Raw genomic sequence first — 17,671 nt, forward strand, 5'->3', positions numbered from 1 at the left:
GACTTCTTTCCTTTGACTCTAGTGTTATCCGGCTAATCGTGTTTATGATCAGCCGGTTTTTTTTGATTTTGAGAAAGCGGCACGGCGTCAGCGGGGGTTGGCCGCGGCGAAAAGCGCCTTCGCGCGTTCCGCGATACGGGCGGCGCCTGAGAGAATTTCTTTCTCTGTAAACGTGCCGAACCCGAGAAGGAGGCCGTTCGTTCCGGCCGGGGCGTCCGTGAAGCTGCTGATCGCTCTTGCGGTGATTCCGTCATTCTCTAGCGCAGCCTGCAGTGCGGTATCGGGAATAGCGGGATCAAGAAGAAGCGCGAGGTGAGGGCCGGCTTCGGTTTCTGACACCCGGCCTAGAGACCCGAGTGACGAGCGAAGGGCATCCCGGAGGAGCGCGAAGCGCTTCCGGGAGTCACGTGCCATTTTCCGGATGTGGTGTGCGGAGCCGGGGCTTTCGAGATACTCGGCAAGCGCGGCCTGAAGCGATTCCGACGTAAAGCGGTCCGTGAGGAGCTTCGCGCCGGCGAGCGCCTCTGCCTGCGGTTCCGGGAGCACGGCGTAGGCAAGCCTCAGCCCCGGGAACACCTGCAGCGTACAGCTCTCCATATAGATCACGGCTTCATCGGCCCCCGGGAGCGACCGGATGGGAAAACGGGGTTTGTCACCGAGCGTCACAACCCCATCCGTATCCTCTTCGAGAATCCAGGCTCCCGTATCAAGCGCCCAGCGAAGGATCGCGGCTCGCCGCGCGTCCGCCATCGGAACCGACATCGGCATCTGGCTCGCCGGGGTGACGAGGATTCCCTTCGGTTTCAGGACGCCTTCAGGCGCCGTAAACACCATGCCCTCCCGATCCACCGGCACCGGAATCCGGCGGAGCCCCGCGAAGTCGAGCACCTTCGCGTCAAGCGGGAGCATCGGGGCTTCGGTGAGAATGGCATCGCCCGGCGTGAAAAGCGTGCCGGCGATAAGGGAAAGGCTCTGCACGCTCCCCGTCGTAATGACGATGTTCTCCTCACCGCACACAATCCCGCGCGTTTCACGAAGTTTTGCGGCGATCACTTTCCGTAAGGGGGCGTAGCCGGCGGGCGGGCTGTAAAAGGTGTGCCGCCAGGGGCTTCGGACAGTGGACGCGGCGATCTTCACCCAGTCCCGCTCGACCGTTTTCTCCATCGCCGACCCATAGATCTTGAACGGACGGTTCTCAAAATTTCCGGAGCCGGCGGCCGCCGCGGCGCTCCGGGCCGCTTCCGCTTTCCGCGTCAATGGACGGCCGTGAACCGGCGGGCGCGCGGGGCGTGGGGGTTCCGGGATCGGTTTTGTTTCCGCGACGAAGTAGCCGGAGGCGGGTTTTGAGACCGCGAACCCCGTCGCGGCGAGTTCCGCGTAGGCGCCGGCAACGGTGTTCGGGGCGACGCCGAGGTCAGACGCGAGACTCCTGATCCCGGGGAGCCGGTCTCCGGGTTTCAGCGCCCCGCGGCTCCGAAGCCGGATCAGTTCCCGCGTGATCAGCTTCCCAACCGGGAGTTTCCCGTTTTTCCGGATATGAATGGGGACTGACACCACCGGTTTTTTCTTCGCTTCCACGGGAACTTCCTTCCTTTCGATCTGTATCAGTGAGATAGTACCAAACTGTATCAGTCACACGCAAAGTCCCTAGGTAGAATGTCTGTCATCAGAGTCGTTCCCGGACTCATCCCACCCTATGAGGATTCCATCATGAATTTCGTTTGCACCTGCTGCGGAAAGAAAGTGTCGACCGATACAAAGGCGCCGGCGTGTGACTGCGGCGGACTTTTTGAATTGGACTTCGTGCCTCCGGCCTGGGACGACTCGAAGATTGACCGCGATACCTGGAGCCTCTTCCGGTACCGGGCGTTCATGGCGCTCGAAGGGGACGCGTGGAAAGAGGTCACGATGGGAGAAGGAATGACGCCCGTGATCCCGTTCTCAGACGACGTCCTCGTGAAGATGGACTACTGCATGCCGACCTTGTCCTTCAAGGACCGCGGGGCGGCAGCGCTCGTCGCCCACATGAAGTCGATCGGGGTTAAGAAGTGCGTGCAGGACTCGTCCGGCAACGCCGGAATCGCGGTCGCGGCCTACGGGGCGCGCGCCGGGATTGAGTGCGAGATCTACGTGCCTGAAGGCACGAGCCCGAAAAAGATCGCGATGATCGAGGCGTTCGGGGCGAAGGCGGTGGTGGTGCCGGGGGACCGTGATCACTGCGCCGATGTCTGCCGCGCGAAGGTGCGGGATGAAGGCGCGTACTACGCGAACCACGTTTTCAACCCCTTCTTCTATGAAGGAACGAAGACCTACATTTACGAGGTCTTTGAGCGGCTGCACCGGATGCCCGAAAACATCTTTATCGAGCTTGGGAACGGGACGCTCTTTATCGGTGCCGTGAAGGCGCTTGAGCACCTCTATGCCTCGGGCGCGATCGATCACTTCCCGCAGGTGATCGCGGTCCAGGGCGCGAACTGCGCGCCGTTCGCCGAAACGATCGCGGAGGGCGCCGAACATATCGTCTCCATTACCCCGAAGCCCACGATGGCGGAAGGGATCGCGATCGGGAAGCCCGCGAGGGCGGACGAAATCCTCGCGATGATCCGGAAGCATAAGATCCGCATCGTCTGCGCCGCGGAAGAGGATATCCTCCCCGCTCGCGCGGAACTCGCGCACCGCGGGATCTACGCGGAGCACACGACCGCCGCGTCGCTCGCCGCCTACTACACGTACTGCCGTCAGTACGGCCCGACGCATGACGCGCTGCTTTCGATGTGCAGCGCCGGGATCAAGAGCGACCACTGAGAACGAATAAAAGACAGCGGACGCCTGAAGATTGCGCCGCGCCGAGTCTGAATAACAAAAAGAGCGCCTCAATGAAGAGGCGTCATAAAAACATATCCTTTGAGGGGCTTAAAGAAAAACCCGCGGCGCGCCTGGGTGAGGCGTATCGCGGGTTCTTTTTTGTCTTCCAGTTTTTACGGTGGAGGACCGCCTCTCAGATTAAGCTCCGATCAGGCGATCGAAATCATCTGCTTCGCGGCCTTTTCTTCCTTCGTGACCTTCGGGATGCAGACAGTCAGGATGCCGTTTTCGTAAGAGGCCTTGCAATCGGCCTGCTTCACGCCTTCACCCACATAGAACGTACGGGCGCAGGAGCCAGAAGAGCGTTCCTGACGGATCAGGTGACCTTCCTTCTTCTTTTCTTCCTTGTGGCTCTTGGAGGCGGAAACCGTGAGGTAGCCGTCCTTCAGCTCAGCGGAGATTTCTTCCTTCTTGAAGCCCGGGAGGTCGATCGCGAGCTCATAGCCCTTGTCGGTCTCGCGGATATCAGTCTTCATCAGGCGGTCAGCGTTCTTGCCAAAAACCGTAGTGGAAGGATCCGGGAATTTGAAACCAGAGAACACATCAAACGGATCAAAGATGTTCAGAGGGGATTCATCAAAAATAGTAGGAACATTTGCCATAATTATCACTCCATTATGGCCGTCGTCTGAGCGGTCAACACTTGATTAACAGGTACTTAACCCTGATTGGTAAAGGGGAATGATCGGATGTTTGTACTTATTTTCATCCCCCTGCAATAAATATTATGGGGGCGGTTTTTATTTTTTCAAGGGGTCAGAAAATTTTTTTATAAGACACGGAAAATTTCTTTTCTGAATCACGGTAAAAGAGAAAAAGGTAACGAAGAAACGACAGGGGCAAAAAAAGCGCGCCGGGATAAACCGACGCGCTTCATTTTTCCGTAAGCCCTGTCGGGAGCAGGGCTTTCAGTTTTATTGCTTCCGATTACTTGCCGACGTAAGCCGCGGCGCTGTTACCGGAAATACGGCCGAAGGTGACGATGTCAGCCACAGCGTTGCCGCCGATGCGGTTGCCGCCGTGCACGCCGCCCGTCACTTCACCCGCCGCGAAGAGACCCGGGATCGGCTTCTTTGCCTTATTCAGCACTTCAGCCTTCGGGTCAATCGTCACGCCGCCCATCGTGTGATGGATACCGGGGGTGACTTCAGCGACATAGAACGGAGCCTGATCGAGGCGGATCACCATTTCGGGACGGCCAAAGAGATCGTCCTTCTTGTTGTCATAGGCCTTCCAGTACTGATCAAAGCTCGCCTGGACGACCTTCGGATCGGCGCCGATCATCTTCGCGACGTCAGCCACCGTGTCGCATTTCTTCATGAGACCTTCGGAGACGTAGCTGCGGAGCATCTTGTTCTTCTTATAGATCGAGTCATCGACCACGAGGTACGCGATGCCGCCCGGCTGCTTGAGCTCATTCGCGGAGACGACGTCACGGGTCAGCAGCTCGTTCGTGAACCGCTTGCCGTTCTTATTCAGCAGGAACCCGCCGCGGGCACGCATCGACTCCGAAATCAGAGCGCCGTTCCTCTTGATGACGGTCGGGTGAATCTGAATCTGCTCGATATCGGTGAGCGACGCGCCGACCTGCTGCGCGAGGACGATACCGTCACCGGTCGCGCCCGGGTGGTTGGTCGTCGAGAAGCCCTTCAGTTCAGGACGATACTTTTCCACCATCTTGTGGTTCGCGCCGAAACCGCCGGTGGCAAGCACCACGGCTTTCGCGTTGATCGTCTCCATTCCCTTCGGAGTCTTCACCTCGACGCCGGCGACCTTGCCGTTCTTCATGATGATCTTCGTCACGCGGTTATTGAGACGCATATCGATATGGTCTTTATCCGCGCGTTCACCAAGGACCCGCATCAGTTCAATACCGACCGGAGACCCATCGCACGGTCCATGACCGCGGGCCTTCGTCTGGCCGCCGCCGCGACCCATGCGGTGGCAGAATTTCGCGCCAAGCGACAGGAGCCACTCTTCAGCGCCCGCGGCGTTTTCGGTCAGCGTCTTCAGAAGCGCCGGGTTATTGAGGTTGTGGCCGCCTTTCATCGTGTCGGCGTAGAAAATGGCAGGCGAATCGTCCGTCACGCCGTCCGCGATCTGCTGCTTCGTGCCGGCCGCGTTCATGCCGCCTTCAGAGCGGTTGGAGTTGCCGCCGAAGTAGGCCATCTTCTCAAGGACGATCACCTTCGCGCCGCGCTCAGTCGCGGTGATGGCGGACGAGAGCCCCGCGCCGCCCGAACCCACGACCACGATGTCAGTGGATTCAGCCGCAAAAGCCGGACTCGCGACCAGCATGGAAAGAGCAGCCGCAATCAGAGTTTTTTTCATCTTCTCTCCTCTAGATTTATAGGAATACAGCAATAACTATCTTACGTTAGCTATATCGATTTTTGAAATATTTTTTAACAGTCATTGACGTAAAAGCAACAATCAAACGGAATTTGCGTTTCCGGGAACAGAAATTCGATTGGGAGAGAAGAGATTTCATCGATGAAGAAGGCTGATTTCATCGAATCAAAGCCGTTTCTATGCTCCGCTTTATCGAGGATTTTCGGTGTACACGGTTATTCCCTGTTAAATATTCATAAATGTACCGGTAACTGTTACGTCAGTAAGAGCCGTGTCAGCCGTTCTTTAAACCCGTACATAAGAGGGGAATCCGGCGCGGTTCACGGGGCGCGTCAATGAGGTTTCGGGGCTCCCTTTGTTTCAGCCTGTAAAACATCGGGTTTATCCGTAACCCGCGGACATAAGATTGAAATTCTGTGAAACGGCGAAAGACGTATGGAGTTCCGGCTTTCCCCCTCAGATACCCCGACGAAAAAAAGGAAAAAGAATGCAGAAGACTCTCTCGCGCCGGAGCGCGATCGCCCTCTCCGCCGCAGCTGCCGCCGCTATCGCGGCCCGCCCCGCGGCTGCCCGTCCGGCTGTTGTCCCCGTGATCTGGGACGGAAAGAAAATGTATGAGACGTTCAAGGCTCAGGGCACCGGTTTCTCTTACCCCGGTCCCGCGGACCGTCCGGTAGCCTATGTGGCGATTGACCCCCAGTGCCCGGACTGCATGAAGTTCACGGAAAACGTGAAGCCGCTGCTTTCGAAAGTGAACGTGATCTTCTTCCCGATCGCGTTCCTCAATATCAACTCCGAACCCCAGGGGAGCACGATCCTCGCGTCGAAGGAACCGTGGAAGAAGTATGAGGAGCAGCATGAGCATTTCCGCGACCCCGAGTTCCGCGGTATCCGCTATGACCTCGCGAAGCTCCCCGAGGACCTCCGGAACAAGGTCTGGACGAACACGAAGCTGCACCGCCGTGCCGGCTGCCGCGCGGTGCCCTACGGCGTCTTCAAGAATTCGAAGGGCGAATATAAGCCGTTTGATGAGAACCTCTCGACCGAGGAACTCGCGGCGCTCTTTGAAGTGAAGCTCTGATTAAAAATCAGAAGCCGAAATAAATGACGGGAGAACTCTTGATTGAGCTCTCCCGTTTTGTTTGGGTCCAATCGTCTCAGAGGCCGGTCTTTCCCGCGTATGCCGCGGACTTCGCGCCGGCGATGAGGCCGAAGGTGACGGCGTCTGTCAATCCGTTCCCCGGCATCATGTTCCCGCCCTGAACTCCGGCTGTCACTTCCCCCGCGGCGTAGAGCCCTGGGATCGGGGTGTCACCGGACCCGAGAACCTCAGCGCGGTCATTGATTCTGATTCCACCGAGTGTCGCGAGAACGCCGGGCTTCACGGCGGCGACGTACCAGGGGCCCTGATCAAGCCGAACCCGCATTTCGTAGCGCGCGAAATCCTGATCGAACTTCCGGTCGTAAGTCCGGTAGTAGCGATTGAGGGTTGACTTCACAGCGGCTGAGTTCGCGCCGATCGCTTTGGCGACCGCGGCGACCGTCCCGCAGCGCTTCATGAGCCCCTGGTCCACATAGGTTTGAAGGGCTTTATCGGCGTCAAATATTTCGCTGTCAATCACGAGGTACGCCGCGTGCCCGGACTGCTTCAGGATGTCCTGCGACACGATATCCCGGATCCCGGTTTCGTCCGTAAAGCGCTTCCCCGATTTATTAAGGAGTATGCCGCCCCGCGCCCGCAGGGCTTCCTCGATCGGAACATTACCCTTCACGCTTACGGTCGGACGGATCTCGAGCTGATCGAGGTCGAGGAGCGAAGCGCCCGCCGTCCGCGCGATCACGAGCCCGTCCCTCGTCGCGTCCCGGAAACCGACAGGCGCGATGCCTTTGAGTGTCGGGTGTGATTGGTCCACGAGGGACGAGTACGCGGCAAAGCCTCCGGTCGCGAGGACCACGGCTTTCGCTTTGATCTGGTAGCGGCCTTTCGGCGTCTGGACCTCGATTCCTGCAACCTTCTGGTCCGCGAGGATGAGTTTGGTCGCGCGGGCCTGGGTGCGGAGGTCAACCTCGCTCTCAAGCGTCTTCGCTTTCAGAACCTGGATGAGGCGGGGACCGACCGCGGTTCCGTCACAGGGAGCCATGAGGCGCGGCCGCTCTTCGCTCCCCACGGGAGTGATCCGAAGACAGAGTTTCGCGCCGAGCGTTTCAAGCCACGCGAGCGCCGGAGCGGAGGTCACGGTCATCGCGCGCACGAGGGCCGCGTCATTAATCTGGTGCCCGTATCGGATCGTGTCCGCGGCAAAAAGCGTCGCGGAGTCCCCCGTGATCCGGGCTGCTGCCTGATCGGGAGTCGCGGCGGCGTTCAGCCCGAGTTTCGCGAACGCGGTGTTCCCACCCGCGTCTCCCGTTTTTTCAAGCAGAATCACTTTCGCGCCGCGCATAGCCGCGCCGATCGAAGCGGAGAGGCCGGCCGCGCCTGCGCCCACCACGACCACATCCGCGGTTTCAGCGGCAAAGGCGGGGGAGGAGAGAAGCGAAAGCGCGAGGGAGGCCGCGAGAACAGTCTCTTTCATGAGCCGATTCCTCAGGACGAAGTGAAAGTTCTTTAAATAATAGCGCCTGAGGGGCGGGGGAAAAATCGGGCAAAAAAAAGCCGCAGCGATCTGAGGAGAGAGAAAGATCGCGTGCGGTCCTAGCAAAACACTACAAAGCACTACTGGAGAAAATTGAGCACCGCATGAAGCGGTTCACGCGGTGCTCACTTCGGAGACCTCCGGGATGGACCTTTGGAGAGAGAGACGGTCCTCCCGGATTGTTTGAAGCTTTTACTTCGCTATTACTTACCGATGTACTTCAGAGCGGAGTTAGCGGAGATGCGGCCGAAGGTGATGATGTCAGCCACAGCGTTGCCGCCGATACGGTTGCCGCCGTGCACACCGCCCGTCACTTCACCCGCGGCGAAGAGGCCAGGGATCGGCTTCTTCTCGGGGGTCAGGACTTCAGCCTGCGGGTCGATCTTCACGCCGCCCATCGTGTGATGGATGCCGGGGGTGACTTCAGCGACGAAGTACGGAGCCTGGTCCATACGGATCAGCATCTCAGGGCGCCCAAAGAGATCATCCTTCTTGTTATCGAACGCCTTGTGGTACTGATCGAAGCTCGCCTGGACAACCTTCGGATCCACACCGATCAGCTTCGCGACGTCAGCGATCGTGTCGCACTTCGTCATCAGCTTCTCAGCCGTGTAGTTCTGAGCCATCTTGTTCTTCGAGTAGATGGAGTTGTCGATCACGAGGTAAGCGATTCCGCCCGGCTGCTTGAGCTCATTCGCGGAAACGACGTCGCGCGTCAGGAGCTCGTTCGTGAAGCGCTTGCCGTTCTTGTTCAGCAGGAAGCCGCCGCGGGCACGCATCGATTCAGAGATCAGAGCGCCGTTCTTCTTGATGACGGTCGGGTGAATCTGGATCTGCTCGATGTCGGTAAGGCCAGCGCCAACCTGCTGGGCGAGGACGATGCCGTCACCGGTAGCGCCCGGGTGGTTCGTCGTGGAGAAGCCCTTCAGTTCAGGACGATACTTCTCAACCATCTTGTGGTTCGCGCCGAAACCGCCGGTCGCGAGAATCACAGCCTTGGCGTTGATCGTCTCCATTCCCTTCGGAGTCTTCACCTGGACGCCGGCGACCTTTCCGTTCTTCATCAGGATCTTCGTCACGCGGTTATTGAGGCGCATGTCGATATGATCCTTATCCGCGCGTTCGCCGAGCACACGCATGATTTCGATACCGACCGGCGAACCGTCGCAAGGACCATGACCGCGGGCACGGGTCTGGCCGCCGCCGCGACCCATACGATGGCAGAAGTGAGCGCCGAGGTCGAGGAGCCATTCTTCAGCGGAGGCAGCGTTTTCCGTCAGAGCCTTGACGAGCGCCGGGTCATTCAGACCGTGGCCGCCGCGGATCGTATCAGCGGCGAAGCGTTCCGGCGTGTCGTCGAGAATCCCGTGAGCCTTCTGCTGCTTCGTGCCGGCGGCGTTCATTTCGCCTTCGGAGCGGTTGGAGTTGCCGCCGAAGTAGGCCATCTTCTCAAGCACGATAACCTTGGCGCCCTTTTCGGTCGCGGTGATGGCGGAGGACAGGCCAGCGCCGCCCGAACCGATGATGACGATGTCAGTGGATTCAGCGGCGAACGCGGGGGTCGCCATCATGACGGCAAGCATGCTTGCCAGAATGGTCTTTTTCATTTTCTCTCCCAGAGATTTAAGTTCATAGACGGTTAAAAAGTTCGTATGGATTAGTTCGTCCGTCTATGCAAAACGGATTATTCCGGAAAAAATAGGGTATTTCTGTGATAAAAGTCACGGTAATTTTTCGTAATACGGGACATAACGGACAAAACCGAACCGGGAACTGCCTGAAAACATGGGGTCACGGACCGGTTTATCAAGGAAAACCCGAACAGGTGTTTTTATTGGCGAAGGGGTAAGAAACGGCGTGACAGGTTTCCTTTAGGCCGGGAGCGGGGAGATCGGAAGCGGGCCGACTGCTCTATTCTGAAACTGCCTCAAAGCCCCATGGGTTCAGGGTTTCTGAGAAAAATCAAAGCGGAAAAGAACGATTCATAAGCCCATTAGTTACTTTCGCTGTACCTGATAGATAACACGGTTATTTCTGTAGACCGGCATTAATCCGGGCGTTAATATCGGGGATCTGAAATAAGAACTGCGGCGGCGTTTTTTTGGTTCGCCGCGGTCTCTGAAGGACTGAGTGATGATCGAGATATCGCGCAGAAAACTATTGGCGGCTGGGGCCGCGGGTGCCGCGGCGGCGGGCACAGCGGAAGCGCTGCCGACCCGGCCCTGGGTCCGCTATCAGGCGGAACGGGCCACCGCGAACGCGAGGGCCCGGTGGCGTGCGGATATGATCCGCGAAACCTACCGGATGGTGTGGGTCGCGCCCGACTGGAACGCGAAGGAGATGTTCGAGGCGTTTATCGGACCGGATGGGATCCCGACCCACGGCGCGGCCTGCGTGACGTACCCGGGAGACCCGGGGAGGCGACCCGCGTTCGTCGCGATCGATACGCAGGACCCGAACTCGATCACCATGCTGAGAACCTTCAAAAAGCTCTCGCACCTCATCGACTTTCACATTTTCCCGCTCGCGTTCCTCGGACCCGAGTCCGAGTTTCAGGGGGCGACGATCCTCGGAGCCCCGAACCGGGCGCTTGCGCTCGACGACCAGATCACGCTCTTCAGCCAGAAAGGCTCGAACGGGATTGAGTACGACGTCAGCCGGATCTCGGAAGATTCCGAACGGAAAATCTGGGCGAACACGAACCTCTTCCGGGCGACGCGGGGCGTTGATGTGCCCTTTGGCGTTTATCTCGGGATGGATGGGGGATACCGCCCCTTCAATAACCAGCCGGACTGGGATCACTATCTCGCGCTCTTCGATCTCGTGAAGGCGAAGTAGGAGGGGACGGAAGATGAAAGAGGAAGAGAAAAAGAACGGGTCAGGTGTTTCCCGCCGGATGGCGGCCGGGACGGTCCTCGCCGCGGCGGCCGGTATGGCGATCGCGAAAGAGGCGGCGGCGAGCCAGCTCGCGACCGGGTCGTCTGTGGTGCCTTACGCCGAACTGATTGACGGGGCGCTCGAATCCGCCTCCTGGGCATAGGCGCATACCCGGGCGGATCCCCACTACGCGATCCTTAAGAAGGTGATGATCCCGTTTGGTTGGAACGGGAAAAAGATGATCGACGCGTTCTCGGGCCAGGTCCCGATGCTCCAGCAGGGGTCGCGGGGGTTCTCGTACCCGGGGCCCGAGGGGCGGCCCGTGGCGTACTTCGTCTTCGATACCCAGGGTGAGAACTCTATCCGGATGATCGAGCGGCTGAAGCCGCTTCTGAATGACATCGATATCCACTTCTACCCGGTCGCGTACCTCAACTGGCGATCCGGCCCTCAGGGGGCGCAGATACTCGGGGCGGCGGAACCGTGGCGGGCGCTTGATCACCACATCGTCCGCTTCAGTGATCCGGGGACCCGGGGGCTTCGCGTGAGCCGGACGGGGGACAGGCCCGCGATGGAATCCGCGGTCTGGGCGAACGGGAAGGTTACCGCGAGGTCGGAGGGCGCGACGTCCCCTTTGGCGTCTTTAAGAGCGGCCCGAACCGCTATGTGCCGTTTGATGGGTCGCTCACGGAGGAAGACCTCCGGACGGTGCTCCGGAAGGGCGAGAGCCCCTACTACGCGCCGCTGAAATAAGGATCGGGGGAGGTTATGACGAAACGCTATTCACGGCGGGACGCGGTTCTCCTGGGGGCGTTTTTCTCGCTTTCGATCGGACGAAACGCGGCCGCGTCGACCGAAAAGAACACGTGGCAGGACCTCGTGAAGGTGCCGGACCGTCTCGCGCGGGAAGCGGGAGTCGCGACGGGCTCCGGGGGCTTTGAGTACCCCGGCGGCGCGGGGCGGGCAGTCGCGTACCTCTTCTTTGACCCCCAGGATCCAAAGAGCATCAGGCTCGTCCGGCGCGTGAGACCGTTTGTCGGGATCGTCGATATCGTTTTCTGCCCGATCGCGGCCGTGAACGCGGTGTCCCGCGCCCAGGCGGACACGATCCTTTTCGCGCACCCGCAGTGGCGGATGCTCGACCGCCATCTGAGTCTCTTCGATGACCCGAAGCGGCGCGGAATCCGCGAGGCGGACGACACCGATAACGATAAGGGGCAGCTGTCGGTGGGTGAGGTGAGCGGCGTGATCCAGGCGAACACCGAGGCGTTCACTCGGGCGATCGATCCGCTCTCCTACCCGTTTGGCTTTATGGAGAACGCGGGGGAACTCGAGCTGCTCGATCCGGACATCACCGAGTCGGAGCTCTCGCGGCTCTTCGGGGTCGCGCGCGAGTCGTTTTACGGGCCCGATAAGTAATCCGGGAACGAATGGAGGAGGGGACGCGAAAGACGGGATTAAACAAAAAGGTTAATATTACGTCCGAAAATTAATCTAATTGTTATCAGGCAGCACCCGCTCATGAATGACACGCTTCTCCGTATCGCGCTCCTCCTCATCGATACGATCGTCCCGATTTCGCTTGGCTACATTCTTCATAAAAAAGGCATCGTCACCCAGGAAGGGACGAAAAAGGTCTTCACGTTTAATGTCCGCGTGGTCTTTACGGTCCTCGCGGTGATCTCCTTCTGGAGCCTTCATATCGGCCCCGCGATCTTCTGGGTGCCGGTGATCGCGCTCGTGATCACGTTCCTCCCGTACTTCATCATGATGGCGGCGACGAAAAAGAACCCCGATCCCCGGGAGCGGGGTGCGCTGGTGACGGCCGGGATGCTCGGGAACACCGGGACGCTTGGGGGCCTTGTCTGTTACCTGCTTCTTGGGCCCGCCGCGTTCGCGTACGTGCAGATCGTCGCCGTGATCCAGAACGTGCTTCTCATTACGTTCAACTTCCCGGTCGCGCAGAAGTTCCACGACATGGCGGTGGCGGGTGAGGGCAAAGCGCCGATGAAGAAGCGCTCGTTCTCGGAACTCTTCTTCACCTGGAATCAGGTCGCGCTGATCGGGATGATCGTCGGGGCGGGGCTCTCGCTCGCCCACGTGCCGCAGCCTGAGTGGCTTCAGATGGTGTTTAAGCCGCTCGTGCACCTTGGGGCCTGGATCGCGTTCCTCCCGGTGGGCCTGCTTCTCGACTTCGACGCGGCGCGCCGCGAGATGTCGAAGACGCTGTGGCTGATGCCCCTCAAATTTATCCTGATGCCGCTCGTCGTCTGGGCACTCTGCGCCTTGCTCATCACGAATCCCGTGATGGCGGCGACCTTGATCATCGTCTCCTCCTGCCCGACGGCCATCAATTCGGTGCTCACGTGCGCGCTCTATGGGCTCAAAACCAACATCGCGGTCTCGTCCTTTATGACAAGCACCACGGTTTTCGCGCTCGTCATGTGCCCGATCTACTTCTTCCTCTTCCGGTAAAAACCGGTTCCGGTTTTTGCCGCTCTGAACTCCTGAAACACTGGGTTACCTTGACCTGGTGTTTCTTTTTTGCCGTTCCGGTATAAATCGTCAGTCGCGGACCGAAGTGAAGGTCTGTATTTATTTTTGGAGGTCTTCAATGAAGATCCATCCGTCTGCCGTGGCGATCACCGCGGCGCTTATTGTTGCCTCCGTGCTTCTCGCGCCGTCGCGCGCTCACGCCTGCACGCTCTACGCCGCGGCGGGAACGGCGGTCGATGACGGCGGCGTCATGATGTCAAAAGTCCGGGACTGGCGTCCAAGCGAGGAAACGCTGGTCCGCGTGACCCCGAAACCGGGCGAAGGCTACGCGTACGTGGGACTCGCGACCGGCAAGTACCAGAACTTCAACATGGGCGTGAATGAGAAGGGGCTCGCGCTCGGGCTCTCCACCGCGGGCTCGATCCCGAAGAAAGAGCGCCTCGCGATGCCTCACTTCAGGTCGAAGGACGGCTTCACCTCCCCCGCGTACCTGCTTCGCCACTGCGCGACGGTGGAAGAGGCGATCCGAGCGACGGAAGCCTACGTGGAACCCGTGAACTTCATCCTCGCGGATAAAACGGAGGCCGCCGTGATTGAGGTGATGCCAGGCGGCAAGCGCACCGTGAAGCGGATCAAGACGGGGACGATCGCCCACACGAATCACTATATCGAGCCCGAGTCTGAAGCCTTTAACCAGAAGATCGGGAAGAGCTCCGAAGTGAGGCTCGCGCGGATAAAGGCGCTGCTCGCGGACTCCACATCGGACGGGAAGACGATGACGTTCGATGCCTTCAAGGCGCTCGGTCACGACCGGAACGCGGGTCCCGATCACAGCATCTGGCGCACGGGAAGCCAGCCGGACGGCACCCAGACTGTCGCCTATATGGCGGTGAAGTTCCCGAAGGCGGGCGGGTACCCGATCCTGCATCTTGAGTGGCGGACGAAGGCGGACGACCCTGCGTCGCTCCAGGTGATCGAGGAACCGGTGACGTTTAATCGATAACCCAGTTCCGCGTCTTACTCGAAACCCGAGGCTCACCGCCCCGGTTTTTTTTGTTGGGCGGAAGAAAGAGGGGGCTCGGGCGGAACCCAGCCGCCCGGGCGTCTTCCAATGGTGCAGCGTCTGCCGTACCTGTCTGGAATTGATTTCTTTTTGATTAATAGATCCTGATAGAAAAGACCGAAAAACTCATAGCAGCTAATAGTTACTGATACACCCTATGCGCTTCTATCTGAAGCTATGAGAAAACAGCTGTAACGGATACCGTACCCGGTGAGAGCGGAAGAGGGGGCTCATCGGGAGAGCGGGAGGCGGTTTTCCGTGTTCCGGCGGGGAGAAAAGGTTCGGAGGAGCGCGGCTCTGAAACGCCCCCGCTGAGGCTCTGAAATCTCATAGTTTCTAATAGGATGTATCAGTTTCTATCAGCATCTATCAGGAACTATGAGAAAAGCGGTAACGGGAACCGTACCCGGGAGCGAGGCTCAGTTCTCCCTTGATTTCTCTTTCACGGTTTCTCGTGTAGAGTCGAGGAGAGTGACGTTTCTCTTTCCTTTCCTTTCACCATGATCCGGAAACTCTGTGCCGCGGTTCTCTGTGTCGCCGTGATCGGGACCTCGGGGGCTGACCCCGTGCTCCCGAAGGCACCGCCTGTGCGTCTTGCCGTGGTGAATAGCTATGGGGAGGCGCTCTCGGTCCGGTACTTCTCGGCAACCGTCGACGCGATCGCGCGGGCGGTGGAGCCGAGGCAGCTTCTCATTCATGAGTACGATCCGCCATCGTTTCTCGCGGCCGCGAAAGCGAACGCCTTCGATATCTCGATCGCGTCGAGCGGCCTGAGCTCCTTGATGCTCGAAGGAACGAATGGCTCCGCGCTTCTCACCCTCACCTCATTCCGCGCCAAAGACCCGAACCACGCGAATGGCGCGGCGGTCGTGGTGCGGGGAGACCGGACGGATCTCCAGACGAAGGGCGACCTCGCGGGGAAAGATCTCGCGATCGTCGGCCGTCAGGCGTTTGCCGGGTGGCAGGTGCCGGCGGGCGACATGATCCGTCAGGGGCTCGACCCCGACCATTACTTCGGGTCGGTGACGGAAGTCGGGATGCCGATGACGAATGTATTGGATGCCGTAAAGTCCGGCCGCGCGGACGGGGGCTTCGTGATCACGTGTCTCCTCGAGGAATTGGAGTCCGAAGGGAAGATCCAGCCAGGCGACTTCCGGGTGATCGGGGAACGGAAGGGGGATAGCGGATTCCGCTGTCGGCACTCCACGATGCTCTACCCCGGCTGGTTCCTCTCCGTGAAACCGAGTCTCGGGTCAGCGGATTCCAGACGTGTGCTGAAGGCGCTCCTCGACCTGCCGCCTTCCGGCCGCTCCGGGCTCTACTGGACTGTCGCGAGTGACCGGAAAACGATGCGGAATCTCTTTACGCTCATGAATCTTGAGCCTGAGCCACGCGGGATCCGGTGGGCGCTCCGCGAATACTGGCAGTACGTGTTCGGGGCCGCGATTCTGCTCGTGATCCTGATCCTCTATTCGTCCGTCATTACCGGAATGACGCGGAAACGCACGGTTGCCCTCATGAAATCGGAAGAAGACCGGCTGCGGGCGGAACTCGAACTCAAGAAGCAATCTGAAAAGATCGGGTCGCTCGAAAAGGTTCGGGCCGTGGGGCTGATTTCCAGCATGCTCGCACACGAATTGAAGCAGCCGCTCGCGGTCATCATGAATTACGCGCAGGGGCTCGAGATGCGGCTTTCCCGCGGGACGATGAAAGAGGAGGCGCTCCGGCATTCACTCTCTGAAATCGAGAAGGCGGGCGAAGAAGCGGACGCGATCGTGGATCGGGTGCGGAACTTCGTGAAGGGGAAGGAGAGCGCGCATGTGCCGCTTGACCTCACAGCCGAAGTGAACAGGACGGTCGAAACCTTCAGGCGGCACACGGATTCTCCTATAACGGTTACCGTACCCTGGAGCCCGAGTCTGATTGTCTGCGGGGACCCCGTGGAACTCGGGATCATCTTCATGAATCTCCTTCGGAACGCGGAGACCGCGACATCGAAAAACGACCCGGAGCTCCCGCCCCGGATCACGATCACGATGCGGCGGGAGGGGGAGAGGGCGGTCGCGGAAGTATCGGACAACGGGCCGAGGCTCACGGATGAAGCGTTTTCGCGGCTCTCGGAACTCGGGAAATCGACCCGGAAGGAAGGTCTCGGGCTCGGGCTCGGGATCACGAAGGAACTCGCGGAGGGGCTCGGGGGCTCGATCAAATTCGAGCGCCGCTCGGAGCGCGGTCTTACGGTAACGGTTACCGTACCGCTCTGTCCCGAAGACAAGGTGAAAACATATTGGAGTGAGCAGAAAGAGAAGAACGCGTAAGAATTAAGACACCGGGGACCCCCCCCGACAGTTTCCCACCCGGCTCCGGCCTCCCCCGAAGAGGCACGAGAAGCCAAAAAACACAAAAGGAAACCGCCGGACGCGCCCGCGTTGGAATCAAAGGAGAAGCAAGGCATGGCTGATATGCGAGAGGAGGCGGCGATCCGCGTCGTGGATGACGAGGCATCCGTCCGCCACTCCTGGGAATTTATTCTGGAAAGCGCCGAGTGGACCGTGCGGTCCTACGCGAGCGCGGAGGCGTTTCTGAAGCTTGACGACCCGCATGTCCCGGGGTGCGTCGTGCTCGACGTGCAGATGCCGGGAATGAGCGGGATTGAATTGATGCGGGAACTCGCGTCCCGCCGCAACCGCCTCCCTGTGATCTTCGCGACCGCGCACGGCGACATCGATATGGCGGTGCAGGCGTGTGATCTTCGCGACCGCGCACGGCGACATCGATATGGCGGTGCAGGCGCTGAAAGACGGGGCATCCGACTTCCTTCCGAAGCCCGTCAAAGCCGACCGCCTGATCGCGGCGATTGAGAAAGCCGTCAAAGCGGATCTCGATCGCCGGAAGGCGGAGGACGGGATCGCCGCCGCCCGGACGCTCTGGGACACACTGACGCCCCGCGAAAAAGAAGTGGCGAAAGGCGTTGCCGCGGGCGACCTCAATAAGCAGGTCGCGGATCAGCTCGGGATCACGGAGAAGACCGTCCAGGCGCACCGGAGCTCGCTCCTCCGGAAGCTCGGGCTCCGGGGGAGCGCTGAACTCGCCTCCTTCCTCATTTCAATCGGAGAGCGTTAGCCCCTGTTCCTATTCTTTCCCTCCAAAACCCCGCCCCCTGAAAAGCGATGACTTTCAGGGGGTTATCTTTTTGTATTACGAGAAACCTCCCGTACCCACCCACGGCATTCCTCCAATACCGTGTCGGGGAGAATATCGGATTTATCTGTTTTTAAAAGAAAAATAAGATCAGGTTGTGAGGTCAGAAGTGAGACCGGAGAGGCACGGCCCCGATACAAAAAAGCTTGCCGGCACTTGAAGGCTCCTTCGAAAGACCTATTTC

General features: G+C 59.5%; 16 protein-coding genes. 11 read left to right on the plus strand and 5 right to left on the minus strand.

The annotated features are described in order from the left end of the window. Positions 1-87: 87 nt before the first annotated feature. Positions 88-1,578: an aminotransferase-like domain-containing protein gene (locus tag BN1936_RS05240; protein WP_049686818.1), complete on the minus strand. Its 1,491-nt coding sequence runs from the start codon at positions 1,576-1,578 to the stop codon at positions 88-90. Between the two features lie 132 nt (positions 1,579-1,710). On the opposite strand from BN1936_RS05240, the gene BN1936_RS05245 reads away from it, so the two are divergent. Then, positions 1,711-2,805, plus strand: a complete 1,095-nt coding sequence (locus BN1936_RS05245) for a threonine synthase (RefSeq protein WP_022443522.1) — start codon at positions 1,711-1,713, stop codon at positions 2,803-2,805. A gap of 209 nt (positions 2,806-3,014) precedes the next feature. Here BN1936_RS05245 and BN1936_RS05250 read toward each other — a convergent pair whose 3' ends face one another. Then, the gene (locus tag BN1936_RS05250) at positions 3,015-3,467 is read right to left on the minus strand and encodes an Hsp20/alpha crystallin family protein (protein ID WP_049686819.1); all 453 of its coding nucleotides are present in this window, start codon (positions 3,465-3,467) and stop codon (positions 3,015-3,017) included. Between the two features lie 325 nt (positions 3,468-3,792). Further along, on the minus strand, positions 3,793-5,196 hold the full coding sequence (locus tag BN1936_RS05255) for an FAD-dependent oxidoreductase (protein ID WP_022443524.1): 1,404 nt from the start codon (positions 5,194-5,196) through the stop codon (positions 3,793-3,795). 508 nt (positions 5,197-5,704) lie between these two features. On the opposite strand from BN1936_RS05255, the gene BN1936_RS05260 reads away from it, so the two are divergent. Then, entirely contained in the window at positions 5,705-6,298 is a 594-nt protein-coding gene (locus BN1936_RS05260; protein ID WP_022443525.1) for a thioredoxin fold domain-containing protein, read from the plus strand. Between the two features lie 76 nt (positions 6,299-6,374). Here BN1936_RS05260 and BN1936_RS05265 read toward each other — a convergent pair whose 3' ends face one another. Both BN1936_RS05265 and BN1936_RS05270 read right to left on the minus strand, forming a co-directional pair. Then, on the minus strand, positions 6,375-7,790 hold the full coding sequence (locus BN1936_RS05265; RefSeq protein WP_049686820.1) for an FAD-dependent oxidoreductase: 1,416 nt from the start codon (positions 7,788-7,790) through the stop codon (positions 6,375-6,377). A 263-nt stretch (positions 7,791-8,053) separates the two neighbouring features. Next, the gene (locus BN1936_RS05270; protein ID WP_049686821.1) at positions 8,054-9,457 is read right to left on the minus strand and encodes an FAD-dependent oxidoreductase; all 1,404 of its coding nucleotides are present in this window, start codon (positions 9,455-9,457) and stop codon (positions 8,054-8,056) included. A 526-nt stretch (positions 9,458-9,983) separates the two neighbouring features. Here BN1936_RS05270 and BN1936_RS05275 point away from each other — a divergent pair. The 9 genes from BN1936_RS05275 (at position 9,984) to BN1936_RS11700 (ending at position 17,409) form a co-directional block, all read left to right on the plus strand. After that, positions 9,984-10,688 carry a twin-arginine translocation signal domain-containing protein gene (locus BN1936_RS05275; protein WP_148521184.1) on the plus strand — a complete coding sequence of 235 codons (705 nt, stop codon included), beginning with the start codon at positions 9,984-9,986 and terminating at the stop codon, positions 10,686-10,688. Between the two features lie 13 nt (positions 10,689-10,701). After that, entirely contained in the window at positions 10,702-10,890 is a 189-nt protein-coding gene (locus BN1936_RS05280) for a hypothetical protein (RefSeq protein WP_049686823.1), read from the plus strand. 45 nt (positions 10,891-10,935) lie between these two features. Beyond that, positions 10,936-11,475: a hypothetical protein gene (locus tag BN1936_RS05285; RefSeq protein ID WP_022444202.1), complete on the plus strand. Its 540-nt coding sequence runs from the start codon at positions 10,936-10,938 to the stop codon at positions 11,473-11,475. Between the two features lie 20 nt (positions 11,476-11,495). Then, entirely contained in the window at positions 11,496-12,146 is a 651-nt protein-coding gene (locus BN1936_RS05290; RefSeq protein ID WP_022444201.1) for a hypothetical protein, read from the plus strand. Positions 12,147-12,248: 102 nt separating this feature from the next. Beyond that, on the plus strand, positions 12,249-13,202 hold the full coding sequence (locus BN1936_RS05295) for an AEC family transporter (protein WP_022444200.1): 954 nt from the start codon (positions 12,249-12,251) through the stop codon (positions 13,200-13,202). A 139-nt stretch (positions 13,203-13,341) separates the two neighbouring features. Further along, positions 13,342-14,226 (plus strand): C45 family autoproteolytic acyltransferase/hydolase, encoded by an 885-nt coding sequence (locus BN1936_RS05300; protein WP_022444199.1) that lies wholly within the window; start codon positions 13,342-13,344, stop codon positions 14,224-14,226. 560 nt (positions 14,227-14,786) lie between these two features. After that, positions 14,787-16,604 carry a sensor histidine kinase gene (locus BN1936_RS05305; RefSeq protein WP_049686824.1) on the plus strand — a complete coding sequence of 606 codons (1,818 nt, stop codon included), beginning with the start codon at positions 14,787-14,789 and terminating at the stop codon, positions 16,602-16,604. A gap of 135 nt (positions 16,605-16,739) precedes the next feature. After that, positions 16,740-17,147 (plus strand): response regulator transcription factor, encoded by a 408-nt coding sequence (locus BN1936_RS11695; RefSeq protein ID WP_267900960.1) that lies wholly within the window; start codon positions 16,740-16,742, stop codon positions 17,145-17,147. Further along, positions 17,065-17,409 carry a response regulator transcription factor gene (locus BN1936_RS11700; protein WP_232422079.1) on the plus strand — a complete coding sequence of 115 codons (345 nt, stop codon included), beginning with the start codon at positions 17,065-17,067 and terminating at the stop codon, positions 17,407-17,409. The genes BN1936_RS11695 and BN1936_RS11700 overlap by 83 nt, the downstream gene beginning before the upstream one ends. Positions 17,410-17,671: the final 262 nt, after the last annotated feature.

It is taken from the genome of Dakarella massiliensis, assembly GCF_001182045.1.
In the GTDB taxonomy this organism is placed as follows: Bacteria; Pseudomonadota; Gammaproteobacteria; order Burkholderiales; family Burkholderiaceae_F; genus Mesosutterella; species Mesosutterella massiliensis.